Source organism: Bacillus sp. JJ1773, assembly GCF_036962035.1.
Classification (GTDB): domain Bacteria; phylum Bacillota; class Bacilli; order Bacillales; family Cytobacillaceae; genus Cytobacillus.
In genome coordinates this window covers 135,689-160,870 of the sequence record NZ_JBALNX010000043.1, presented here as the reverse complement: position 1 = coordinate 160,870, position 25,182 = coordinate 135,689, and the positions used below count along the sequence as shown (strand labels likewise).

The 25,182-nt window shown below is 38.0% G+C and carries 26 protein-coding genes and 1 other annotated feature; of the genes, 1 reads left to right on the top strand and 25 read right to left on the bottom strand.

Going from position 1 to position 25,182, the window contains the following annotated elements:
- Positions 1–86 precede the first annotated feature (86 nt).
- The 16 genes from glyQ to rpsU form a co-directional block, all read right to left on the bottom strand.
- Entirely contained in the window at positions 87–953 is an 867-nt protein-coding gene (gene glyQ / locus V7127_RS12805) for a glycine--tRNA ligase subunit alpha (RefSeq protein ID WP_335344568.1), read from the bottom strand.
- 61 nt (positions 954–1,014) lie between these two features.
- Positions 1,015–1,188, bottom strand: a binding site (T-box leader).
- 57 nt (positions 1,189–1,245) lie between these two features.
- Positions 1,246–1,998 carry a DNA repair protein RecO gene (recO, locus tag V7127_RS12800; protein WP_335486586.1) on the bottom strand — a complete coding sequence of 251 codons (753 nt, stop codon included), beginning with the start codon at positions 1,996–1,998 and terminating at the stop codon, positions 1,246–1,248.
- A gap of 30 nt (positions 1,999–2,028) precedes the next feature.
- On the bottom strand, positions 2,029–2,172 hold the full coding sequence (locus V7127_RS12795; protein WP_082677167.1) for a YqzL family protein: 144 nt from the start codon (positions 2,170–2,172) through the stop codon (positions 2,029–2,031).
- A 193-nt stretch (positions 2,173–2,365) separates the two neighbouring features.
- Positions 2,366–3,280, bottom strand: a complete 915-nt coding sequence (era, locus tag V7127_RS12790) for a GTPase Era (RefSeq protein ID WP_335486546.1) — start codon at positions 3,278–3,280, stop codon at positions 2,366–2,368.
- Positions 3,273–3,671, bottom strand: a complete 399-nt coding sequence (locus V7127_RS12785; protein ID WP_335345372.1) for a cytidine deaminase — start codon at positions 3,669–3,671, stop codon at positions 3,273–3,275. The genes era and V7127_RS12785 overlap by 8 nt, the downstream gene beginning before the upstream one ends.
- 290 nt (positions 3,672–3,961) lie before the next feature.
- Positions 3,962–4,342 (bottom strand): diacylglycerol kinase family protein, encoded by a 381-nt coding sequence (locus V7127_RS12780; RefSeq protein WP_335354547.1) that lies wholly within the window; start codon positions 4,340–4,342, stop codon positions 3,962–3,964.
- A complete protein-coding gene (gene ybeY, locus V7127_RS12775) occupies positions 4,320–4,790 on the bottom strand; it encodes an rRNA maturation RNase YbeY (protein WP_335354548.1) in 471 nt (156 codons plus the stop codon). The genes V7127_RS12780 and ybeY overlap by 23 nt, the downstream gene beginning before the upstream one ends.
- The gene (locus V7127_RS12770; RefSeq protein WP_335486543.1) at positions 4,787–6,979 is read right to left on the bottom strand and encodes an HD family phosphohydrolase; all 2,193 of its coding nucleotides are present in this window, start codon (positions 6,977–6,979) and stop codon (positions 4,787–4,789) included. Before V7127_RS12770 ends, ybeY begins: the two co-directional genes overlap by 4 nt.
- A gap of 197 nt (positions 6,980–7,176) precedes the next feature.
- Positions 7,177–8,139 carry a PhoH family protein gene (locus tag V7127_RS12765; protein ID WP_335354550.1) on the bottom strand — a complete coding sequence of 321 codons (963 nt, stop codon included), beginning with the start codon at positions 8,137–8,139 and terminating at the stop codon, positions 7,177–7,179.
- Positions 8,136–9,332: a sporulation protein YqfD gene (gene yqfD / locus V7127_RS12760; RefSeq protein WP_335486541.1), complete on the bottom strand. Its 1,197-nt coding sequence runs from the start codon at positions 9,330–9,332 to the stop codon at positions 8,136–8,138. Before yqfD ends, V7127_RS12765 begins: the two co-directional genes overlap by 4 nt.
- A 105-nt stretch (positions 9,333–9,437) precedes the next feature.
- Entirely contained in the window at positions 9,438–9,722 is a 285-nt protein-coding gene (yqfC, locus tag V7127_RS12755; protein ID WP_335486537.1) for a sporulation protein YqfC, read from the bottom strand.
- A gap of 83 nt (positions 9,723–9,805) precedes the next feature.
- Entirely contained in the window at positions 9,806–10,297 is a 492-nt protein-coding gene (locus V7127_RS12750; protein ID WP_335354552.1) for a hypothetical protein, read from the bottom strand.
- A gap of 42 nt (positions 10,298–10,339) precedes the next feature.
- Positions 10,340–11,341 carry a flotillin-like protein FloA gene (gene floA / locus V7127_RS12745; RefSeq protein ID WP_335345364.1) on the bottom strand — a complete coding sequence of 334 codons (1,002 nt, stop codon included), beginning with the start codon at positions 11,339–11,341 and terminating at the stop codon, positions 10,340–10,342.
- A gap of 2 nt (positions 11,342–11,343) precedes the next feature.
- Entirely contained in the window at positions 11,344–12,633 is a 1,290-nt protein-coding gene (locus V7127_RS12740) for an NfeD family protein (protein WP_335486583.1), read from the bottom strand.
- A 218-nt stretch (positions 12,634–12,851) separates the two neighbouring features.
- Positions 12,852–13,295: a GatB/YqeY domain-containing protein gene (locus V7127_RS12735; protein ID WP_335346051.1), complete on the bottom strand. Its 444-nt coding sequence runs from the start codon at positions 13,293–13,295 to the stop codon at positions 12,852–12,854.
- Between the two features lie 15 nt (positions 13,296–13,310).
- Positions 13,311–13,484 carry a 30S ribosomal protein S21 gene (rpsU, locus tag V7127_RS12730; RefSeq protein WP_066293305.1) on the bottom strand — a complete coding sequence of 58 codons (174 nt, stop codon included), beginning with the start codon at positions 13,482–13,484 and terminating at the stop codon, positions 13,311–13,313.
- A 306-nt stretch (positions 13,485–13,790) separates the two neighbouring features.
- Between rpsU and V7127_RS12725 the strand changes: the two genes are divergently transcribed.
- On the top strand, positions 13,791–14,714 hold the full coding sequence (locus tag V7127_RS12725) for a Na/Pi symporter (RefSeq protein WP_335486534.1): 924 nt from the start codon (positions 13,791–13,793) through the stop codon (positions 14,712–14,714).
- A 46-nt stretch (positions 14,715–14,760) separates the two neighbouring features.
- Here the strand turns inward: V7127_RS12725 and deoC are convergent, their stop codons facing one another.
- The 9 genes from deoC to hemW all read right to left on the bottom strand — a co-directional run bounded on the left by deoC (position 14,761) and on the right by hemW (position 25,178).
- The gene (gene deoC, locus V7127_RS12720) at positions 14,761–15,432 is read right to left on the bottom strand and encodes a deoxyribose-phosphate aldolase (protein ID WP_335486531.1); all 672 of its coding nucleotides are present in this window, start codon (positions 15,430–15,432) and stop codon (positions 14,761–14,763) included.
- Between the two features lie 271 nt (positions 15,433–15,703).
- A complete protein-coding gene (mtaB, locus tag V7127_RS12715; RefSeq protein ID WP_335346048.1) occupies positions 15,704–17,059 on the bottom strand; it encodes a tRNA (N(6)-L-threonylcarbamoyladenosine(37)-C(2))-methylthiotransferase MtaB in 1,356 nt (451 codons plus the stop codon).
- A gap of 6 nt (positions 17,060–17,065) precedes the next feature.
- The gene (locus V7127_RS12710) at positions 17,066–17,815 is read right to left on the bottom strand and encodes a 16S rRNA (uracil(1498)-N(3))-methyltransferase (RefSeq protein WP_335486527.1); all 750 of its coding nucleotides are present in this window, start codon (positions 17,813–17,815) and stop codon (positions 17,066–17,068) included.
- A 112-nt stretch (positions 17,816–17,927) separates the two neighbouring features.
- Positions 17,928–18,866 (bottom strand): 50S ribosomal protein L11 methyltransferase, encoded by a 939-nt coding sequence (gene prmA, locus V7127_RS12705; RefSeq protein ID WP_335486524.1) that lies wholly within the window; start codon positions 18,864–18,866, stop codon positions 17,928–17,930.
- 231 nt (positions 18,867–19,097) lie between these two features.
- On the bottom strand, positions 19,098–20,219 hold the full coding sequence (dnaJ, locus tag V7127_RS12700) for a molecular chaperone DnaJ (protein WP_335486521.1): 1,122 nt from the start codon (positions 20,217–20,219) through the stop codon (positions 19,098–19,100).
- A 120-nt stretch (positions 20,220–20,339) separates the two neighbouring features.
- Positions 20,340–22,172 (bottom strand): molecular chaperone DnaK, encoded by a 1,833-nt coding sequence (gene dnaK / locus V7127_RS12695; RefSeq protein ID WP_335486518.1) that lies wholly within the window; start codon positions 22,170–22,172, stop codon positions 20,340–20,342.
- Positions 22,173–22,199: 27 nt separating this feature from the next.
- Positions 22,200–22,814: a nucleotide exchange factor GrpE gene (grpE, locus tag V7127_RS12690; protein WP_335486515.1), complete on the bottom strand. Its 615-nt coding sequence runs from the start codon at positions 22,812–22,814 to the stop codon at positions 22,200–22,202.
- A gap of 98 nt (positions 22,815–22,912) precedes the next feature.
- A complete protein-coding gene (hrcA, locus tag V7127_RS12685; RefSeq protein ID WP_335346872.1) occupies positions 22,913–23,944 on the bottom strand; it encodes a heat-inducible transcriptional repressor HrcA in 1,032 nt (343 codons plus the stop codon).
- A gap of 100 nt (positions 23,945–24,044) precedes the next feature.
- The gene (gene hemW / locus V7127_RS12680; protein WP_335486512.1) at positions 24,045–25,178 is read right to left on the bottom strand and encodes a radical SAM family heme chaperone HemW; all 1,134 of its coding nucleotides are present in this window, start codon (positions 25,176–25,178) and stop codon (positions 24,045–24,047) included.
- Positions 25,179–25,182: the final 4 nt, after the last annotated feature.

Here is a 25,182-nt window from a genome sequence, read left to right as displayed (position 1 = left end):
GCATTGTCGACACTAGTACATCCTGTACGTTGGGGCTAGACGCTGGAGCTAGACAGTTATCATATTTTAAAAAGGTTATACATTTTTTATTTTAATATTGGGAAACCAAGCTTTTCACGTTCATCATAGAAGGTTCTTGCAATTTTTCTTGCAAGATTTCGGCAGCGTCCGATATAGCCTGTTCTTTCCGTAACCGATATCGCTCCTTTAGCATCTAACAGATTAAAGGTATGTGAGCATTTTAATACATAATCATATGCCGGGTGAACGAGACCCGCTTCCATTTGACGATGTGCTTCTTTTTCATAAATATTGAACAGATTAAAGAGCATATCTACATCTGATGTTTCAAATGTGTATTTGGAATGCTCATATTCAGGTTGCAAAAAGATATCTCTTACTGTAAACCCGTTTGTCCACTCAAGGTCAAAAACATTTTCCTTCTCTTGAATATAGGAAGCGAGCCGCTCAATTCCGTATGTGATTTCAACGGAAACTGGTTTACATTCAATTCCGCCTACTTGCTGAAAATACGTAAATTGAGTGATCTCCATGCCATCCAGCCAAACTTCCCAGCCTAAGCCCGCACAGCCGAGGGAAGGATTTTCCCAGTTATCCTCCACAAATCGAATGTCATGCTCAAGTGGATTAATGCCAAGTGCACGTAAAGAGTCTAGGTACATTTCTTGGATATTGTCTGGTGATGGTTTCATAATGACCTGGAACTGATGATGCTGATATAACCGATTCGGATTTTCACCGTATCGTCCATCAGCTGGGCGACGGGACGGCTCGACATATGCCACATTCCATGGTTCCGGACCGATTGCACGCAGGAAGGTATAAGGACTCATCGTTCCTGCCCCTTTTTCCACATCATAAGCCTGCATGAGTATGCACCCATAATCAGACCAGTGCTTTTGCAAAGTTAAAATCATATTTTGAATGTTCATACTGCACCTCTCACTTCATGAGTTATAAAAAAACAAAAAACTCCCGTCTCTATGCTAAAAGCATAGGGACGAGAGTTAACCCGCGGTTCCACCCTATTTGCTGCCAATGATAGGCAGCCTCTTTATGCCGATGTTGCTCAAAAGTGCCTTCCTTAACCTTCAATACCCTAGCTCACACCATCCTAGGTTCGCTTTTATTAAATAATTAAGTACTCTTCTTTATCACAGCAACTATTAATTTAATAATTTGAATCATATACGATACGAAATTGAATGTCAAGACCATAATTGATTATAGAATATCCTCAAATTTAGCCATTTGGTTTAAAAATTTTTTTGTTTTTAAATTGAGTCCGGAATATTCTTCATAATACGCGTTAATAACTTTTTTAAGCTCTGCTTTTGTTTCTTGTTTAACAGAAATATTTCCAAGACGTGATAAATCAAAAAAATAAAAGAGCCGCAATAGCTTCACTGTTGCTGGAGAAATTTTATAATGATATGGATCTTTTTCCAGGCAGCGGTGGCAAATAAGCCCACCCTCTCTTATTGAAAAAGAAAAATGACCATCTGTACTGCTGCATACGGTGCATTGGTTTAAAACTGGATACAACCCAAACGTATTCAACATTTTCATTTCGAAGATATTCACAATAATTTCTGCGTCAAATCCCTCATTGACTAAGTTTAATGATTGGTAAACTAATTCAAATAAATAAGGATTGGGCTTTCTATCGTCTGTACCTTTATCTGTTAAATCAACAATATAGCTTGCATAGGCAGTTAGAAAAATATCTTCGCGGATCGAGCGCATGGAAGAAATCATTTCACCTTGCTGCAGACTTCCTAATCCGCTGCTTCTTTGAACTAAAAAATATCCATATGTAAAAGGTTGGGTGACAGCAGCGAGCCGGCTGCTCGGCTTTTTTGCTCCACGTGCCATCACACCAATCTTTCCCCATTCCCGGGTGTATAAAGTTACAATCTTGTTTGTTTCACCATAATTTGTTGTTCTAATAATGATGCCCTCACATTTTTCAAGCACCATATCCACCATCCCTAAGTTTTAGACAATCTATGAGATGGGAAAGTCTACTTCAGTTAGTTCTGCGTCCTGATTTCCGGGTATATCTTGAGTTTCCTGTTCTAGCTCTTTAAAGAGAAGATATGTGTCTATATTACCTGTCTGCGAAAAGACTTTCCAGGTAAAATCCATCATCGAAAACCCCACCTTTCCGTTATTCAACGCAATTTTCTTTTATCCCAAATCCTTACCATTTATCATAGCCTGTCTTTCAAATTTCATAAGAGAAAAATATTGTAAATCAAAAATAAACATAATTAGTGTTTGATCGTAATACCTTAGTTAAGGCTGGACAATTGACAGTAATACTCATTTAAAAAATATTTTTCTAATACTCATCATCACGGAATCCAAAATCACGCAGCTGCGACATTTTATTTCGCCAATCTTTCTGAACTTTTACCCATAATTCTAAAAATACTTTTGATCCGAGTAGGTTTTCAATATCAAGCCGTGCTCTCTGACCAATTTCCTTCAGCATTTTTCCTTGTTTCCCGATGACAATCCCTTTTTGGGAATCTCTTTCGACTATGATCGTGGCCATTACATGAACCATGTCCTTTTCATCGCGGCGCTCCATCTTATCAATCAACACAGCAAGTGAATGCGGAATTTCTTCTCTTGTTAAATGAAGAGCTTTCTCACGAATGAGCTCAGATACGATAAACCGTTCAGGATGATCTGTTACTTGATCAGCAGGATAATATTGTGGTCCTTCTGGAATATACTTTTTAATTTGCCCCAATAAATTTTCAACATTATTTCCTTCAAGTGCTGAAATTGGAATAATTTCACTAAAGGTATATTTTTCTTTGTAAGAATCAATAATTTGTATTAATTCATCTGGATGAACTAGGTCAATTTTATTAATGATCAGGAATATCGGTGTGCGAACTGACTGAAACTTCTCAAGAATAAATTCTTCGCCACGGCCATAACCCTCTGATGCATTAACCATAAATAAGATGACATCGACTTCTTTTAATGTATTTTGTGCGACCTTCATCATGAAATCGCCTAGTTTATGCTTCGGCTTATGAATTCCTGGAGTATCAATAAAAATAAATTGAGCATCATTCGTTGTTAATACTCCTTGAACCTTATTCCTTGTTGTTTGTGGTTTGTCGCTCATGATGGCAATTTTTTGCCCGATAACTCGATTTAAAAAGGTTGATTTTCCGACATTTGGTCTTCCGATAATGGAAATAAATCCTGATTTATGTCCTTGTTCAGTATTATTCATTCAAATCCTCCGGTGAAAAAGCTCCTGGCAGTAGTTGTTCTATTGTTATCTCAAGAATATCTTCTTTTAGGTTCGTTAAATACACTTTCATATCCTTAGGGCATAATTCTGCAATTACTTGCCGGCATGCACCGCAGGGAGAACATGGACGGTCTGTGTCAGCTATTACAGCCATTGCTGTGAAGTTCCTGACTCCTTCAGAGTAAGCTTTGAAAATAGCCGTTCTTTCCGCACAATTGCACATGCTATATGCTGCATTTTCAATATTACATCCATGGTATACTTTCCCATCTGACGTTAAGAGCGCTGCACCAACTTTAAATTTTGAATAAGGGACATATGCTCTTTCTCTTGCGACTTTCGCTTCTTCAATTAATTTTTCAACTTGCACTAATAAGTCTTCCTTTCGTTTTGAAAGATGTTACCTTCTTTTATTTTACCTCAAATTGAAATCAAAATCACTGATTGTAGCAAAAACGTAATATAAAAAATTGAATTTTCCAAAAATATGAGGATAAATATGTCGTATTGCTCTGTCATTTTATCAAAACGATTGGGTCATTTACAAATATCGTTTCGTTAATTGTTGCAATTTCTTGCTTTTTACCCTGGAAAAATCTAATTAAACCTCAATGATTTCATCATTTTAACAAAAAAACTGCCCTGCAAAAAAGGACAGTTTTAAATAAGCAAAGCTAATTTCGGAAGAAAAATAATCAATCCGATGATGACTGAGATGATAGCAAAAATCAATACAGCCCCAGCTGCCATATCCTTTGCTGCCTTTGCAAGTGGATGATAGTCTTCCGTAACAAGATCCACTACTCTTTCAATCGAGGAATTTATCATTTCCAATGACAGCATGCCTCCAATAGCTAAGAGAATGATAAGCCACTCCAAAATAGATATGGAAAGCAATAATCCCATTAAGATGACAATAATCGAAACAAATAAATGGATATTCAAATTTTTCTCCTGTTTGAAGGCCTTTTTAATGCCTGACATTGCGTATCCAAATGAATGTAACAACCGATTCTTTCTATCTTTGGAGGCCGAATTCATCTAATATATCCTTTTGACGCGAAAACATTTCTTTTTCATCTTCCGGTGTTTCATGGTCATAGCCGAGTAAATGAAGAAAGCCGTGAACCGCCAAAAAACCGATTTCACGCATAAAGGAATGCCCGTATTCCTCGGCCTGCTCATATGCCCTTGAAACGGAAATAATGATATCTCCCAACACCCTCGGCATATCAAGACCTACGAGCTCCATTTCTCCCTCCCCCATTTCCTCCATCGCAAAAGAAATGACGTCTGTTACACTGTCTTTATGGCGATATTCTTTATTAATTTCCCTAATCTTTTCATTGCTAACAAAGGTAAGAGATACTTCACTTTCTTCTTCAATTTTTTCAAACTTTGCTGCAAAATTTAGCAGTTCTTCAATATAAGAGGTTTGTTCCTCAGTAAGCTCATTCGTTTCATCTAAAAAGTCGATATTTAAACTCATGCCTGTTTCACCTTCTGCTTTGTCATTTCTGGATACTCAATTCTAGAATGAAAAATTCCGTTTAATGTTTCACAAATAGAGTTAGCGACTGTTTCCAGCTCTTTTAACGTTAAATCACATTCATTAAGCTGTCCATCCTGAAGACGATCCGCAATAATATTTCTTACGAGCCCCTCTATTTGCTCAGGGGTAGGATTAGACATGGAACGGACTGCTGCTTCAACACTATCTGCAATCCCAATAATAGCAGCCTCCTTTGTTTGAGCTTTTGGTCCTGGATACCGATAATCTTCCTCCCTAACCTCAAGCCCATTTTGACCTGCTTTATGGTAAAAATATTTTAAAAGTGTCGTCCCATGATGCTGTTCAGCAATATCTACAATTTCCTTAGGCATTTTATGTTTTCTAAGCATTTCTGCTCCATCAGTCGCATGGGCAATGATAATATTTTTACTAGTTTGCGGAGGCAGCCGATCATGCGGATTTTCAATATTCATTTGGTTTTCAATAAAAAACTGCGGCCTTTTTGTTTTGCCAATATCATGATAATAACAGCCAACCCGTGCAAGCAGCCCATTTGCCCCAATGGCTTCACAAGCAGATTCAGACAAGTTAGCTACCATGACGCTATGGTGATAAGTGCCTGGTGCTTCAGTTAAGATTTTTCTAAGAAGAGGGTGATTTGGGCTCGTCAGTTCAATCAATCTGATTGTAGAAAGAATGCCAAATCCAGCCTCAAAAAAAGGAAGCAAGCCAATGGCTAATACTGCAGACAAAATTCCTGACAGCGCCCCGATAATCAAATAAAAGCCATATTCCAGCCCATCATATTGCCCGTTTCTAAGAAAGATAAGGGAAAAAATCAAAACCACATTTACACCAGCCACAAACATACCTGCTTGTAAAATTCGTGACCGATTTTTTTGTTTTGTTAAAAATATGATCCCTGCTAGCCCGCTGCAAATAATATAAATTCCAGAAGTAACGTGAAAGGCTCCTGTTATTCCTTCGTTAAAAATAATACTTCCGCAAATGGACATAATGATTGTAAATAACACAGCCATTCGTTCATCAATTAAATTTCGGATTAATATAGGTCCCATGGCAGCTGGAAAAATGTAGCTAATTTCCGAATACTTAAATTCAGGAAAAAAACTGATTCCCTTCATCATTAAAATGGACAGGGCAAATATTAAGCTAAATAATAATAGATAACTTTGTTTTAGCTCGGAGTGAAGCTTTAATTCATTAAAATTATAATAAAGGGCTGCAAGAATAATAAAGGTAATTAATCCAAGGCCAAAAAAAGGCTTTATAGAATGGTTGTTGTCAAGCAATCCAATTAGCTCTAGCTGTCTATAAATATCTCTGCTGATTAAATGCTGCTCCTCAACAATAATTTGTCCTTGAAGAATTTTTACAGCTTCAACACTCTCCACTGCCTGCTGACGCATCTCATCCGTTGCAGAAGGATCATAAAACTCATTCTGGTACACTGCATATCTTCCTAATTCAATTGCTCCCACTTTAAGGCCAGAGTTCAAACTTGTATACTTTAGCTCCTCTTCTAACCGTTTTTTTGCATTTTCCACTTCATCTGCAGGAATTCTTTTGCTCATTACATTATTAATCGCGGTTACTGTAACGTCTTTAGCAATTGTAAGTTCGCCTTTAGATGCCTGTAATAAAGTCAGGAGGGTCTGATCAGAAATGTCCTTCGTTACATCCTCAGTCAGCTTCTCCTTCATCAACAATAATTTATCTGAAGGTGTTGGTTCAGAAAAAACGATTGTTTCACCTTCAGCTTCATCCGTGCTTTCAGCTGCTTTTTGTTTCTTTTCTAAATCATCTTGTATCTCATCATTAACCTCAGTAGCAGAATCAAATATAGATGTAATTAAGTCTACACGATTTTGGGCAATTTCCTTCTTTACTACATAAACGTCCGGCACATGATCTGCTGCTTCTTTTTTCCTTTTTTCCGTTAATACTTTATCTTCAATCGTGATAGGAGATCTGATTGTTTGCTCAGCAACTGAAAACAGTCCTAGGTCTAATTTTTCTGGTTTAACATTACTGTACATAGCAAGGAACATCACAATCCCAAGAAAAATAAATAGAAGAACTCTAAAAAATGTTAATTCTAATAAATTTCTAATTTTCATTAAGTATTGCTGCAGTTTTTCCACATTCAATCCCTCCTATCTTGGTTAATGAAACTGACCAGATAAGTGATTCTACTATTCGATTAAGACTTACATTTATTATGTAAAATGATAACAGTTTTTCAAACAAGTTTCATCCTTCTTAAAAAACTTCTGAAAAAGTCATAATTCTTCACTTAACGAAAACAGCAAAAGAAAACCGTACGGTATTCCCGACGGTTTTAATTCTCGTGCTGACCATATGCATGAATAATTTTTGCTACTAGAGGATGACGGACTACATCACTTTCTTCAAGATGCACAATCGCGATCCCCTTCACACCTTTTAGAATTTCTTCGCCAAGAATTAATCCTGATTTTGCGCCTTTCGGGAGATCCACCTGTGTTTTATCACCAGTGATCACCATCTTCGAGCCAAATCCAAGACGGGTTAAAAACATTTTCATCTGAGCATGGGTTGTATTTTGGGCTTCATCAAGGATAACGAAAGCATCATCAAGCGTCCGGCCTCTCATATAGGCTAAGGGGGCTATTTCAATCGTTCCTCTTTCGATTAGTCTTTCTGTATGTTCAGCCCCTAATACATCATGCAAAGCATCATATAAAGGTCTAAGGTACGGATCCACTTTCTCTTTTAAGTCACCAGGCAGAAATCCAAGGCTTTCTCCCGCTTCAACGGCAGGACGAGTTAAAATTATTTTCTTAACTTGACCATTTTTCAATGCGTTTACTGCCATAACGACCGCTAAATATGTTTTTCCTGTTCCAGCTGGCCCTATTCCAAAAACAAGATCATGAGTTCGAATGGATCGAATGTATTGACTTTGACCAATCGTCTTTACACGAATTGACTTACCCTTAGCATTTCTAATAATTTCTTCATCATATAAATCGCTAAAATAATCTAAAGTACCTTTTTTCGCCATTTGAATTCCGTACATGACATCCCGCTGGCTAATGTTGATTCCTTTTCTTATAACCTGCAGTAATTCAGAAAGTAATTTTCCAACCATTCCAACCTGTTCCATTTCACCGGAAACAAAAATATTTTCTCCGCGTGTAACAATGGATACAGACAATTCTTGCTCAATCATTTTTATGTTTGCGTCTGAATTCCCAATCAAGCTCATTGCTTCATTCGGATTCTCAAGTTGTACATTCATTGTCTTCAAGTCTTCAGTCATTCCGTATCTCCTTGAATAATTGGTTGCGCTTCTGCTATATTCTCAATAATTTGGAAATGTATTGATATAGTTACTTTACCATTCTCTACTGACTTGTGTAAAACTTTTTCCCCTTTAATTTTAGCATTTTCAGAAAGAAGGTTTTTTATATCATTTCGCGCACTAATTTTTGCAGCTTCAAATGCTTCTTCATTTGAATATATTTGTATGACCTGTTCGCTTTCCCTTATTGTTTTAAATAAATAAGATATTGGAAGCTCCCATTTTAAAAAGTGGATTTTCTTCTCATTTGCCTCTGTTTTGGATTCTTTGTAATCCACTTTACCAAATCCCCATATCGGAATTTCATATTTTCCAACCTTTAGAATATGTTTTTGTTTTTCATTTCCGTTTAATACTTGCAAGGTGTTTTTTAATGGAATTGTAGCCGTTGTTGTGTACCATGTTTCACCAAAGATTTCTCCTTTTGCCGGAACTGTCTCGGTTTTTTGCCCATCCTCTCCAATAATTCCTGAAACAAGGAGCTGACCAGGATTAACATGATCATTTACACTTACTTTTGGTTGTCCTTCTTCAACAAACATGTCAACAATAATTGCCTTCTTTTTTGCAACTAAATGTCTTGGACTTAAATATTCAGGTTTATTTGGTTCAGTTTTTTCCACAACCTGAAGATGGTAGGTTGTCCCTTTTAATTCCACACCAACCCAAGTAATTTCCTTAATATTATCTGTCAATTTCCTCTGAATAGCTTCAACATTATCTAAGAAAAACTGTACTTTCCCACGTTTTACACCTAGTTCATCTAACTCTTTTCGTATTTTGTATTCAGTTGCAGGGTCTGCCCCCTTTATCTCTATTCCCCAAACCATATTTGATAATATGATAATAACTAATAAAAATATTGGGGCGCCAATAACAAATCCAATATTTTTCAACATGCGCTTAAAGATAAATGGAAAGCCTGTCCGCTGTAAAAATTCGATTTTGCAATCACTGTTCCGAACAATATTTCTTAATTGCTTCACATCATTTAGCTTCATTTTAAAGATTACTGCTTCGGTGCCGTGCCTTTTTACATGCCATACAAGAATTCCGCTTCGTGTAAGAGTATTAATAAAACGCTCAATTCCTTTACCCTTAGTCTTAACTGTTACAATCCCTCCAAAAAATTCGACCCAAAGATTTTTCATTGCCTTCCCCCTGAATTCTCTTTATCACCACAAATTTGCTGTTCATAATACCCTTCCTATAAGTCCCTACAGAAGGCTACTGTCCTTCTGTAAGGACATCCTTAATTAATCGTTAATATATGTGACTTGATCAATTTTCCCTTCCAGCAGAATTTCCTCGGGCAGAATCGTTTTTATGACAAAGGCTTTCCCTTTTATTAACAGCTGACCCTGCTTAAGGAGCAGCCTTAATTCTTTATCTGAAAAAGCAAGCAATCCACGGTGGTTCTCAATATATATATGGATTTGTCCGATCATCGTAATGCGGGGTAAATCCATCATGACATCTTGAGGAAGCTCCATGTTTTTTGTCAAACATTTTCGGACGAATTGTCCCCACTTTCTTGCCATAAAAAAAGAACCCCCCTTCATCTCATATGTATGAAATGAAAGGGGGTTCTAGCACATATTTTTCACCTATGAATTAAGATAATTTATTGTTTTTTTACTGACTTATGAGCCTTTAATGCCCTTGGAGGTCCGATAATTTCAGACCAAATAATCCCATCGATAAGCTGTTTTTTGCTAGGAGATAAGGTCTGCCTCCATTCTTTTTGCAATGCACCTTGAATAGGTACCGGAGCTTTAGAAACTGTCTTTATAAATTCCGCTTGTTTCTTAGCCATTTCCTGTTGTTCCTTTAGTGCATTTATCTCTTCTTCAGCAAGCCTCTGCCTTTCTAAAGCTTCCATTTCAAGCTTTAGTGCTTGTTCAGCCTGATGCCTTTGCTGTTCTTCAATAGATCTCGTCTCCATTTGAGGAATACGTTCCTGCATTTGCTTAAACACTTCAGCTGGAGATGGCTTCACCTGCTGCCCGCTGCCTTTCCGCTGTTGCTGCTGATTTCCTTTATTTTTCATGAAAAAGGAAATAATATAGCCAATTATTACGATAATAAAAATTGGGTTTTCGAAAATAAATTCCAAGAGGGAACCCCCTCCCTTCTATTTATTAAAGTGAGCCTTTATTTATCTTTGACCGCCGTCTTTGTGATCATCATTAATCCGACCAATAGAATCTCTCATATCTGTATCAGCGGAAATATTCTTGATATTCATATAATCCATAACCCCGATATTTCCTGATCGAAGCGCTTCAGCCATGGCAAGCGGTACTTGTGCTTCAGCTTCTACAACCTTCGCTTTCATTTCTTCAACCCTTGCCTTCATTTCCTGCTCTGAAGCGACAGCCATTGCACGTCGTTCTTCCGCTTTAGCTTGGGCAATCTTCTTATCTGCCTCTGCTTGCTCTGTTTGTAAATGGGCTCCGATGTTTTTACCGATATCCACATCCGCAATATCTATCGAAAGGATTTCAAAGGCTGTCCCGGAATCCAATCCTTTATCTAGGACTGTTCTAGAAATCATATCAGGATTTTCAAGAACTTTTTTATGATTTTCTGACGAACCGATAGTCGAGACGATTCCTTCACCAACACGAGCAACGACTGTTTCTTCACCAGCACCCCCGACAAGACGTTCAATATTCGCTCTAACAGTAATTCTAGCTTTTGCCTTTACTTCAATTCCATCCATTGCAACACCAGCAATGAAAGGTGTTTCAATTACATTTGGATTAACACTCATTTGGACAGCTTCAAGAACATCACGGCCTGCCAGATCAATTGCTGCGCTGCGCTCAAATTTTAATTCAATATTTGCTCGATGTGCGGCAATCAGTGCATTCACAACACGGTCGACATTCCCACCTGCTAAATAATGGCTTTCCAGCTGATTTGTCGTTACATCTATACCCGCTTTGTGTGCTTTAATTAAGGGGTTAATGACCCTGCTTGGAATAACCCTCCGGAGCCTCATCCCAACTAATGTAAAGATACTGACTCTGACTCCAGCTGCCAAAGCTGAAATCCAAAGCATTACTGGAACAAATGTAAAAAGAACTCCCAATAGAATAATCGCAAGAACAACGGCTACTATCAAAAAAGCTGTACCAGCACCTAGCAATTCCATATTTATTCCTCCTCTTTTTCTTTCTTATTTTGATCTATTATTTCTCTTACTACTATACGAGAACCCTCAGCTTTTACAACTCTAACTCTCGCATCTTTTAAAATAAACGCACCTTCACTGACGACATCGATTCTTTCATCTTCAATCACAACGGTACCTGATGGCCGAAGAGCTGTCAGTGCGTAGCCTTCTAACCCAATGAGCTCTAATCGGCTTTTATTGGAAACATAGCCCTCTTCTGTTTTTGTTGCATCAGTTAAGATGATTTTTTTGAAAAATTTCATTTTTTTACCAAGCACCTTTACCATTATAATAGACGCTAAAATAGATATACTGATAGCAATTAATAAAGAAATTCCCATATGAACGACATTATCAGAAGCTAAAAATAGACTTCCAAGTATCGCTGCCAGGCCTAGAATACCTGCAACTCCTCCTGGGAGAAAAAACTCCGCGATGATCAGCCCAATGCCAACAACAAAGAGGATAAGTGTTTCATATCCGGCAAGACCTGCAACTAAATGTCCATAGAAAAACAATAATAATGCAGACAATCCCATAAATCCGGGAAGCCCGAAGCCGGGGGAATACAATTCTAGGATTAGTCCCAAACTTCCAATAGATAATAATATCGGTATCACTACAGGATGGGTAATAAATCTCGCTATTTTTTCTGCAAAGCTTTCTTCCACTGTTTTGACCTCAGCATCAGAATAACCAAGATGATCGAGAAGTTCATTCAAATTATTGAAAGTCCCTTCTGAATACTTTACTTCCAATGCCTTTTCAGCACCTAGAGTGAGTAACTTTCCTTTAGGGGCTCCAACTTCAGGAAGATTGATAGACTCATCTGCCATTGCTAGCGCATAAATCGGGTTTCTTTTACTCTGCTTTGCAGCCTCCTCCATTGCCGCAAACCAATAGGATTCAGCCTTCTTCCCAGCAGTATTTCCCTGTTGATCAATAATGGCCGCTGACCCCATTGTAGAACCTGGCACCATATAGATTTCATCTGTATTTAGTGCAATATAAGCACCAGCAGATAAAGCCTGTTTGTTCACAAATGAAATCGTCTTCACATCTGTTGATGTTAATAACTTCCCAATTTTCCCAGCGGCATCCACTGCCCCTCCAGGGGTATCAATATCAAAAATAATCGCAGATGCCTTGTCTTCCTCAGCTAAATGAACAGCCCTGTTTAAATAAGCAAACAGACCTTTTTCTACTGTATCTTGAATCGAAACGACATAGACAATTTCATTATCAGCATTTCCTTTAAATGGGATAATCATTAGGATAAAAGCAAAAAGGAATGAAAAAATGATGAATATCCTTCTTAATCTCAAAGCTCTCCCCTCCCTCCAAAACAATGCATCTAGTTCTTTTACGTATTCAACTAAAAAAGGTTTCATACTTGGCTAATTTTTTTATGAATATTTTGTCTCTTTACTAACTATTAAAAAAGACCGAAAGCGAATGCTCACGGTCTTTTATACAATGGTTTTGTTTTTTATGAAAGGTGTTGTTGTACAAGTTTATTTACAAGTGCTCCATCTGCTTTGCCTTTTACTTTCGGCATAATGGCAGCCATTACCTTACCCATCTCAGCTTTAGATTTTGCACCTATTTCAGCAACCGTTTCTTGTACGATCTTTGAAACCTCATCTTCAGAGAGCTGTTTAGGCATATATAGTTCGACATACTGAAGTTCAGTATGAATTTTTTCAACAAGATCTTCACGACCTGCTTTTTCAAATTCATGGAGGGAATCCTTGCGTTGTTTAACTTCGCGAGAAAGGACAGTAAGCTCTTGATCTTCGGATAAGTCTTGTCCATGCTTAATTGCTTCATTCTGCAAGGCAGCTTTAATCATCCGAATAACAGTTAGCTTATCTTTTTCTTTGTTCCTCATCGCTTGTTTCATATCCTCATTTAAACGTTCGAGAAGACTCATAATGGACACCCTCTCTTAATACTTACGTTTTCTTGCAGCCTCAGACTTTTTCTTACGTTTAATACTAGGTTTTTCGTAGAATTCGCGCTTTCTTGCTTCTTGTATAGTACCAGACTTAGATACAGTACGTTTAAAGCGACGAAGAGCATCTTCAAGCGATTCGTTTTTACGAACGACGGTTTTAGACATTCTCTTTCCCTCCCTCCGAGCACAACACACTTACACCAACATGGATTTTTCCATGTACTTTGCAATTATAATATAACCGTGAATCAAGGTCAACTGTTAATAGCCCCCTCAGAAGTGTTTTTCACAATGAAATTCAACAGCAGCATCGCTCCAATGTACATGCCATAAATTTTCCTGCTATTTTCGACATAAACCTTCATAGTACTAGTTGAAAAACCCTATTATTTAAAGAGTGCGGTCATAAAAAAGATAAAAAGGCATGTCCTTGGCTCAGTTGCCATACATATAGAGATAGGGGGTGGGAGCTTGACCCAGCTATTTCTATTTATTTTATTCATTGGACTTTTTATATACGGAATGACCTTGCTTCGATCAGGTCTATATAATTTATCTGGGGATTCTTTAAAAAATGTACTAACTAAATTAACAGCCACTCCTTGGAAAGGATTATTAGCGGGCATAGGCATAACTTGTATATTGCAGAGCAGCTCAGCGGTGATGATTATTATGATCGGGCTCATTTCTGCAAGGCTGCTTTCATTTCCTCAGTCGATTGGAATTATTTTAGGAACGAATATTGGAACAACGTTAACAACTGAATTAATTACATTTGATATTGAATCTTTCCTTATTCCTTTTGCCCTTTTAGGTGCTGTATTATTATTGATTGGGAACAGAAATGTAAGGAGTATTGGATTAATCTTACTAGGTATATCTGCAGTTTTTGCAGCGATGGGGGGATTCGAATATTTAGCAGGGCCATTAAGATCGATTGAATTTGTCAATCAACTATTAATTGAATTAAAAGGAAGTTACCTTTTAAGTATACTTGCTGGAACTATTATTACAGCAATCATTCAGTCCAGTACTGCGACTACAGGCATCATTATGGGCTTTCTATCTGGAGGAGCATTCGGGCTGGACACAGGAATAGCAATGATGCTTGGTTCCAATATTGGAACATGTGTCGATGCTTTTTTAGCATCATTATTGGGAGGAAAAGAGGCAAGGCTTTGCGCGTACGCTCATATTTGGCTAAATGTCATCGGAGTTGTGATTTTTTATCCATTTATCAGCTTCCTGACTTCCCTCGGTCTGCAATTAGCATCCGCACCAGATGTCCAGCTCGCACATATCGGTGTTATCTTTAACGTTATCACATCTTTAATGGTACTTCCATTTGCTACTCAATTTGGGAAAATAATCATTAGAATCCACGGACGTCATTAACTAACTGTCAACCCAAAAGAAAAAATGCCGGAGATCCGGCATTTTTTTAGTAGTCTGAATCGCTTGTTAATCTGTTAACGATTGCTGCTCCTGAGCTTGCTCCAATTCTTGTTGCTCCCGCTTGAATCATCTTCTGTGCATCCTCTGCACTTCTTACGCCGCCAGAAGCCTTGACACCGATGTTTGGACCCACTGTTTTTCTCATTAGAGCGATATCTTCAACAGTTGCTCCGCCAGTAGAGAAGCCTGTTGACGTTTTTACAAAGTCTGCTCCAGCTTTTACAGATATTTCACATGCTCTAACCTTTTCTTCTTCGGAAAGTAGAGAAGTTTCAATAATCACCTTTGTTAAAGCCTTTCCTTTTGCTGCATTCACTACAGCACGGATATCTCTTTCGACTAATTCATGATCTCCGCTTTTTAATGCTCCAATATTGATCACCATATCTACTTCAGTTGCACCGTTTTCAATTGCATTTTTAGTTTCAAATTCCTTTGTTTCAGGCGTTGAAGCACCTAAAGGAAAACCAATTACTGTGCAGACTTTTACATCTGTTCCGCTCAATAATTGACTTGAAAGCTTCACCCAAGCAGGATTTATGCACACTGATGCAAATTGATATTCTTTCGCTTCAGCACAAATTTTTTCAATTTGCTCCTTAGTTGCATCTGCTTTTAGTAATGTATGATCGATCATTCCAGCTACGTTTTTCGCCATTATAATGACTCCTTTCAAACTAACAAGTTGTACGTACCTCTTACATCATATCACTCATAAGAAAAAATTTCGAGTTGAATAATTATGAGCAGGTTTCATTTGCATAAATAACTTGTTTTATATTAATAAACTTATTATTCCAATTTAAAAGGGCATTATTTAGTTTATTAATTTTTATCATTTATTATTTGCTATTTTAAAATAAAGGAATGAGTAAAGAGCTAATCGCAATCGATTAGCTCTTTACATATTATCATTTAATTAGAATGTTTTATACTGCTGCTTCTTCTTCACAATTTTCCAGTTCATCTAATACTCGGACAAATTGTCCATCGTTATATGGGTATCCGGCTTTTGTGATTTTTACTTTCACAATTTTTCCGACCATTTCTTCAGTTGCTTGGAAAACAACTTTAAGATAATTATCAGTATAGCCGACATATAGTCCGCCTTCCTGCTGTTCCTTGAATTCTTCCTCAGGAATGACTTCCAGAACCTCTCCCTCAAATTGGGATGCGTATTCTTTTGCAAGCTGGTCAGATAAAGAAATTAAGCGATGAACACGTTCATTCTTCACTTCTTCGTCTATTTGATCTTCCATTCTGGCTGCTGGCGTTCCTGTTCGTTTAGAGTAAGGGAAAACATGCAGCTCTGAGAATTTATGTTCTTTAATAAAATTATACGTTTCCATAAATTCCTCTTCTGTTTCACCTGGGAAGCCGACAATGACATCAGAAGTAACTGCTAAACCTGGGAGAGCTTCTTTTAAGCGATCTAGACGTTCGCCGAAGAACTCCATTGTATATTTTCTGCGCATTCTTTTTAGAACCGTATTTGACCCTGACTGCAGCGGGATATGAAGATGTCTTACGATCATGTTAGATTGATTAATAACCTCAATAACTTCGTCCGTAATCTGGCTTGCTTCTATAGAGGAGATTCTGATTCGCTTTAATCCCTTTACTTGTGCTTCTAAATCACGAAGGAGCATTGCCAAGTTATAATCTTTCATGTCCTCTCCGTAGCCGCCTGTATGAATACCTGTTAGGACAATTTCTTTATAGCCAGCATCCACTAATTGCTGTGCCTGGCGAATAACTTCTTGCGGGTCTCTTGAACGCATTAATCCGCGTGCCCAAGGAATGATACAAAATGTGCAGAAGTTATTACAGCCTTCTTGTATTTTAAGGGAAGCACGTGTACGATCTGTAAAAGCAGGCACATCAAGCTCTTCATATACGCGGCTTTTCATAATATTGCCTACCCCGTTAATCGGCTGGCGTTCTTGCTTGTATTGAGCGATATAATCTAGCATTTTCACGCGATCCTGCGTTCCTACTACGATATCAACCCCTGGGATGGCCATAATTTCTGCTGGAGAGGTTTGGGCATAACAGCCTGTCACACAAATAACCGCATCCGGGTTTTTTCGAATCGCTCTACGGATAACCTGACGGCTTTTCTTATCTCCGGTATTAGTAACCGTACAAGTATTAATGACATAAACATCGGACATTGATTCAAAATCGACCCGATCATATCCTGTTTCTTTAAATAATTGCCAAATGGCCTCTGTTTCATAATGATTCACTTTACAGCCAAGTGTATGAAATGCAACTGTAGGCATATTTTTTCACTCCATTAGTTCAAAATGATAGGAAACAGCTGATAGTGCATAAAGCGGTGCCGTTTCCGTTCTTAATATCCGTGGACCTAACCCGCAAGCCTGAAAACCGTTTTCTTTTAATAAAGAGACTTCCTGCTCAGTTAATCCGCCCTCAGGTCCAAATACGATCATAAGTGATTGGCCATGTTGAATGTTAGCCATGGTTTTATATAGTTGAGATTTCTCTCCTTGCTTCGCTTCTTCTTCAAAAGCAATCAGCTTATAGTCATACTTCTCGCTTGCTTTAATTAAAGCTTTCATATTTTGAGGAGTCATGACTTCAGGTAAAATGGTTCTATGAGACTGCTCAGCCGCTTCTTTGGCAATTTTCTGCCACCTTTCGACTTTCTTTGCGCCCTTTTTCTCATCCCATTTTACTACTGAGCGTGCTGAAATAAAAGGGATAAAACGATATGCTCCAAGTTCAGTTCCCTTTTGGATAATCCATTCCAGCTTATCCCCTTTAGGCAATCCGCTCACAATTGTTATATAAATCGGCAATTCAGGGGACCCTTCTTCCCATTTTACAACTTCTGCAATCACTTTTTCAGCGGTAATTTCTACAATTGAGCAAACAGCACTTGTTTTCAGGGGATCTACACAAATAAGCTGATCGCCTTCCTTCATTCTCATTACGCGAACAATGTGGTGATAATCATCAGATGTAATAGTGAAACAATTATCAATCGCAGATTGATTAACAAAATAACGCTGCAAAATGATCACCCTCTTTTCTGCCTTCTTCTATTATTAACGTATAAAAAGAGGGAACATATAGAAGGCTCCCCCTTTTCTAAAATGAATTCATAATTATGTTCTAACGTCCGTGCTAATTTCTTCTGCCGATTAACGCAACCCAATCTTCCATTTGAATCGTTTCTTCGATTTGGAATCCCGCTGTAATCATTGCATCCTTCACTTCTTGTTTTTTCTGCAGGATAATGCCTGATGCAATAAAGAAGCCGTCTTTTTTCACTACTGTAGCAACATCATTAGTAAATCTGAGGATAACCTCAGCTAATATATTTGCTACTACAACGTCTGCCTTTCCGGTGATTCCATCAAGCAGATTATTTTGTGCAACATTTACAATATCATGAACTTTATTCAATTCAATATTTTCCCGGGCAGAGTTCACAGCAACCTCATCGAGATCAAGTGCTGTAACTTTTTCAGCACCAAGCATAGCAGCTGCAATGCTTAATACACCTGAACCTGTACCAACATCGATAATGTTGTCTCCCTTTTTTACGGTTCTTTCTAACGCTTGAATACACATAACTGTTGTTGGATGAGTACCAGTTCCAAATGCCATCCCTGGGTCAAGCTCAATGAGTAATTCATCACTGGAAACAGGGGTGTATTCTTCCCAGCTTGGAACGATTGTAAATCTTTCAGAAATCTTTACTGGATGGTAATATTTCTTCCAGGCAGTTGCCCATTCCTCTTCATTAACCTCACTGATGCTAATATCATTTTTGCCAATATCGATATTATATAAAAGGAGATTATTGATTTCTTCTTTAATTCCATCTATCGTTTCTGCAAGAAAACTATTTACAGGCAAATAAGCTTTGACGATAACCCCTTCTTCAGGATAGTCTAATGGATTGAGCTGGTAGATTTCACCGAATTGATCTTTTCTTTCTTTTTTAAGTTCTAATGGATCTTCAATGACAACTCCGCTTGCTCCTGCTTCATGCAGTATATTTGAAATTGGTTCTACTGCCTCATTTGTCGTATGAATGCTGATCTCTGACCATTTCAATGTTTCCAACTCCATTTCCATAAAGTGAAACTTCATTCAGTGGGGGCGCCTTTTCCCCACTGAATGTTAGTTGCGGCCCACAGGATGTGAGTCAAACAGACGTTGCCACAGGACGTGGCGTTCTTAGTCTGTGTTCCTATAATCGGGCCTTTACGGGCCGTTTGATCTCCCTCTTAGAAGTTCGTTTTTCAACTTCTTCAAGCGGGAGTCTTACAGCCCGTTAATCTGCGGTTAATCGCCCTTAAATGCACGCTTTACTTTATCAAAAAAGCTTTCCTCTTGTTCTCCTTGAGGTACTTGCCCACTTATCTCTGCAAATTCTTGAAGCAGCTGTTTCTGTTTTTCTGACAGCTTTGTTGGGGTTACGATGCGCACGATAATATGCTGATCGCCTTTGCCATATCCTCTTACATTTTGGATCCCTTTTTCCTTTAAGCGGAACTTTGTACCTGTTTGCGTGCCTGCTGGGACTTTTAATTTTATTTTTCCATACAGGGTCGGTACTTCTACCTCGTCCCCTAGAGCAGCCTGAACAAAGGTGATTGGCATTTCACAATAGACATCATCGCCATCACGTTCAAAGAATTCATGAGAGCGAACATGGAAAACAACGTATAAATCTCCAGAAGGACCTCCGTTAACCCCAGGCTCCCCTTGACCAGATACTCGAAGCTGTTGTCCGTCATCAATACCCGCTGGAATTTTAACTGCTATTTTTTTGCGTTTTTTTACTTTTCCATCCCCGCCGCAAGTGGAACATTTATGTTTAATCTGTTTACCGGTACCATTACAATGGTGGCAAGTTCTGCGATTTACAATTTTGCCAAAAGGCGTATTTTGTTCCATATTAATCTGTCCAGAACCATGACATTGTCCGCATGTTTCAGGCTTAGTACCTGACTTTGCACCTGATCCGTTACAAGTTTCACAAGTTTCTTCACGAGGAATTTCAATTTCCGTTTCCTTGCCAAAAACTGCGTCCTCAAAAGATAAAGTCATTGTGTATTGTAAATCAGCACCTTGCCGTGGAGCATTTGGATCTCTTCTGCGTGATCCGCCGCCGCCAAAGAAAGTACTAAAAATGTCTTCAAAGCCGCCGAATCCTTCAAAACCTCCGCCGCCAAAGCCCTGATTAGGGTCAGTGTGGCCAAATTGGTCGTAATGAGCACGTTTTTGGTCATCACTTAATACTTCATATGCTTCTGTTACTTCTTTAAATTTCTCATCTGCATCTGGTTCTTTATTAATATCTGGATGATATTTTTTGGATAGCTTTCGATAAGCCTTTTTTAATTCATCCTTGGATGCCCCTTTACTGACACCAAGGACTTCATAGTAATCCCTTTTACTCATTGATTACCACTCCCCGAATCTTTTCACATAAAGATTATTTTAACAGTTTCTATTCAAAAATAAAAGTCAAAGTCAAGAATGACCTGACTTTGACTTTTTCATCATTTAAGATTTTGAGACTTATTTATCGTCTTTAACCTCTTCGAATTCTGCGTCAACTACATTGTCATCGCTGCTATTACCTTCTTGACCTTGTGCCCCTTGCGCTCCTTGAGCTTGTTTAGCAGCTTCTTCATAAAGCTTCATTGTCAATGCTTGAACGATTTCTTGTAAAGCATCTTTCTTCGCTTTAATTTCTTCTAAATCATTCTTTTCAATGGCAGCTTTTAAAGCATCTTTTGCTTCATTTGCTTTTGCCACTTCAGCTTCATCTACTTTACCTTCAAGATCCTTCATTGTTTTTTCAGTAGTGAAAACGAGTTGATCTGCTTCATTCCGAAGCTCTACTTCTTCCTTACGCTTCTTGTCTGCTTCCGCATTCTCTTCAGCTTCTCTTACCATTTTTTCGATTTCTTCATCAGATAAACCTGTTGAAGATTTAATTGTAATTGCTTGTTCTTTATTTGTGCCTAGATCTTTTGCACGAACATTTACAATACCGTTTTTATCGATATCAAAAGTCACTTCGATTTGAGGTATTCCTCTAGGTGCAGGAGGAATATCTCCAAGTTGGAAGCGGCCTAATGTTTTATTGTCTGCTGACATTGGACGTTCACCTTGAAGAACATGAATATCTACAGCTGACTGATTATCAGCAGCAGTCGAGAACACTTGTGATTTAGATGTTGGGATTGTTGTATTACGGTCAATTAGCTTCGTAAATACGCCACCCATAGTTTCGATACCAAGTGAAAGTGGTGTAACGTCTAATAGGACAACATCCTTAACATCACCAGAGATTACTCCACCTTGGATTGCTGCACCCATCGCTACTACTTCATCAGGGTTAACACCTTTATGAGGCTCCTTGCCCGTTTCTTTCTTGATCGCTTCTTGAACGGCAGGAATACGAGTTGAACCACCAACAAGAATAATCTTATCAATTTCAGAAGGCGAAAGTCCTGCATCTTTTAATGCTTGACGAGTAGGGCCCATAGTACGTTCAACTAAATCTGCTGTAAGCTCATCAAATTTAGCTCTTGTTAATGTTACTTCAAGGTGTAAAGGACCTGCTTCCCCTGCTGTAATGAATGGCAAGGAAATTTGAGTAGAAGTGACTCCAGATAAATCCTTTTTCGCTTTTTCAGCTGCATCCTTTAAACGCTGAGTAGCCATTTTATCTTTTGAAAGATCGATGGCATTTTCTTTTTTGAATTCCTGAACTAAATAGTCGATTATCGCTTGGTCAAAATCATCACCGCCAAGACGGTTATCACCAGCTGTAGCTTTTACATCGAATACACCGTCTCCCAGTTCAAGAATGGATACGTCAAACGTTCCTCCACCAAGGTCAAATACAAGAATTGTTTGATCTTCATCTGTCTTATCCATACCATAAGCTAAAGCAGCAGCTGTAGGCTCATTAATAATACGTTCAACTTCAAGACCAGCAATTGTTCCAGCATCTTTTGTAGCTTGGCGTTCAGCATCATTAAAATATGCTGGAACTGTAACAACCGCTTTCGTTACTTTTTCACCAAGATACTCTTCAGCATATGATTTTAAGTGTTGAAGAATAATAGCTGAAATTTCTTGAGGAGTATACGGTTTTCCTTCAGCCTCTACCTTAAAATCTGTTCCCATATGACGCTTAACAGACATAATCGTATGTGGATTCGTAATCGCTTGACGTTTTGCCACTTCCCCAACTTGACGCTCCCCATTTTTGAAAGAAACGACAGAAGGAGTTGTGCGGTTACCCTCTGGATTTGGAATAACTTTTGCCTCTCCGCCTTCTAAAACGGAAACACATGAGTTTGTAGTACCTAAATCGATTCCAATGATTTTGCTCATGTTTCTTACCTCCCGAAAATATGTATCTTATGAATTTACTTTTACCATAGCCGGACGGATCACTCTGTCCTTTAAAATATAGCCTTTTTGGAATTCCTCTACTACAGTATTTGACTCGAAGCCTTCCACCTCAGCTTGCATAACTGCTTGATGGACTTGAGGATCAAATTCCTTCCCAACAGCTTCAATCTGTTCTGCTCCTTCATTTTTCAGAGCTTCCAGCAAGCTGCGATAAACCATTTCCATTCCTTGAAGAACGGATTTCACTTGTTCATTATCAGATTCCATTTGCAGCGCTCTCTCAAAATTATCGATAGCAGGCAGCAAATCAGAAATTAACTTTTGAGCTCTATATTTTTCAGACGATTCAATATCTAATCTTGCTCTCCGTCTGGAATTATCAAAATCGGCTTGAAGACGATAGTAACGGTTTTCTATATCAGCTAGTTTGGCCTCTAACTCAACCGTTTTTTCCTGAGCTTTCACAAGTTGTTCTTCTAAAGAAGCTTCTTCAGAAAGTTCGTTCACTGCTTCTGTATCATCAGAATGGGCTGCAGTTTCCGTTTCAGAAACATCAGTCTCATCAGCTTGATCAGAATTTTGGATTGTTTCTTCTTCTAAAATATTTTTTTCATCTGCCAATTTATTCACCTCCCTTTAAGTACAAATAAATAAACACAAGGAAAGGGATGGGGGTCTTGACCCTGAGGGGCCCCCACCCTTAGTCAATATTTCCAACGTCAATCACTTTGATACAGCTTCGTCAATACGGCTGAAAGGTCTGTGCTAATATAGTCCAATAAACTAATTACACGGGAATATTCCATCCTTGTAGGACCTAATATAGCAATGGTCCCTAGTTGTTCAGCACCCATTGAATATGTTGCTGTAATTAAACTGCAATTTTCCATAGCTGTATTATTATTTTCTTTGCCTATTTTGACATTAATTCCTGACTTGTTTTTTCGAATTAGCTCATAAATGCTATCTTCGTGTTCAATCATATCCATTAAATTTTTTATTTTTTCAATGTCATGAAATTCAGGCTGACTAAGCATATTTGATTTCCCGCCAAAGAATAGCTTCTCGTGAGCTGGGATCTTTAGTGTATCTGCGATAGAATGCAGAATATAATCATAATTAGTAATATGCTGCCTTAGAAGAATAGCTACTTCTTTATAGATTTTTTCATTCAAGCTTTCAATTGGAGCGCCAGCTAAGCGATCATTCAAAATATTGACCAGTTTTTCAAGATCACCGGAATTCATTGTTTCAGGAAGATGAAACATTCGATTCTCGACATGACCAGAATCAGTGACAATGATCGCAATGGCTGTCTGATTATTTAAAGGAACGATTTGAATTCTCTTTAATTTATTATCTTTAACAGCGGGGCCTAACACAATTGAAGTATAGTTAGTCAGTTCCGATAATATTTTAGCTGACCTCTGTACAATCTTTTCAAGTTCAAAAATTCTTTCGGCAAATACAGACTTTAACTTATGGATATCCTGCTGATTTAGCTTTTGAGGAGAAAGCAAATGATCCACATAATAGCGATACCCTTTTTCGGAAGGAATTCTTCCGGATGAGGTATGTGTTTTTTCAATAAACCCCAGCTCTTCTAAATCAGACATTTCGTTTCGAATTGTCGCAGAACTAAATGTAATTTTGTCCTTTTTCGACAAACTTCTTGAACCGACTGGCTGCGCAGATTGAATAAAATCATCAACAATAACCTGAAAGATCAATAATTGGCGATCAGTCAACACAATTATCACCTCTGTTAGCACTCTTTAGATGTGAGTGCTAATTCTACTAATAAATTATCAAATCAATGGTTTGGTGTCAATAAAAACGAGATGTGATTTTTTATCTTAGAAAGAACTGAAAAACTTCATTTCCAAGGTACCGTCCTTTTTTCGATAATTGAATCTGATTTTCAGTAACGATGATCCATTCACGATTTTTTAATTCTTTCAATTCCTCTTTAAATAATTCGACAGGATTTTCACCAAATTTCTCGATAAAGCGAGAAATGGCTACGCCTGCTGTTTTTCTTAGACCTAAAAACATTTCTTCTTCAATCTGCTCAGTCCGTGTAACATGGCTTTCTTCGAGTATAGGCAATCTCCCCATCTTCAATGAGTCCATATACTTTTTTAATGGTCCATGATTGGAAATACGTTTGCCATTAACATACCCATGTGCTCCAGCACCAAATCCGTAATACCACTCATTATTCCAATAAGTTAGATTATGTTTGCTCTCAAATCCTGGTTTAGAGAAGTTACTGATTTCATATTGGTTGAAACCATGTTTATCCATCTCTTCCATTAATATTTTGAACATTTCTGTTTCTGTGTCTTCTCCTGGAGATTGGAGCTTTCCTTTTCTCATCAAGTTATAGAATACGGTTTTGGGCTCGATAATAAGAGAATAACCAGAATAGTGGTCAATATCTAACGTGAAAGAAGTCTCTAATGTTTCTCTGAAATCAGACACTGTTTGTCCAGGCAAGCTATAGATTAAATCAATGCTAATATTTTCGAAGCCTATTTTTTTTGCAGCTTCAACAGATTGAAAAACATCTTTTGCTCGATGCACCCTGCCAATTTTCTTAAGCAGTTCTTCATTAAAAGTCTGTACCCCGAAGCTAATTCTATTAACTCCTGCTTCGTAAAGAATACGAAGTTTTTCTTCTGAGAGGTCACCGGGATTTGCCTCAAACGTAAACTCCGTTTGTTCGTTGTATGGCAGGCGGTCTTTTATGATTCGGCAAAGCATATCAAGCTGCTGTTCATTTAATGCAGTTGGCGTGCCTCCCCCGACAAAAATGGAATTTAATTGGACGGCAGGGGAATCAATTAATGTTAGCTCCATTTCTTTATTTAATGAATTAAGATACTCATCAACAGGCTGCCCTTCGAGAAACACTTTATTAAAATCACAATAGTGGCAAATATGCTCACAGAAAGGGATATGAATATAGGCTGCTTTTATCATTATT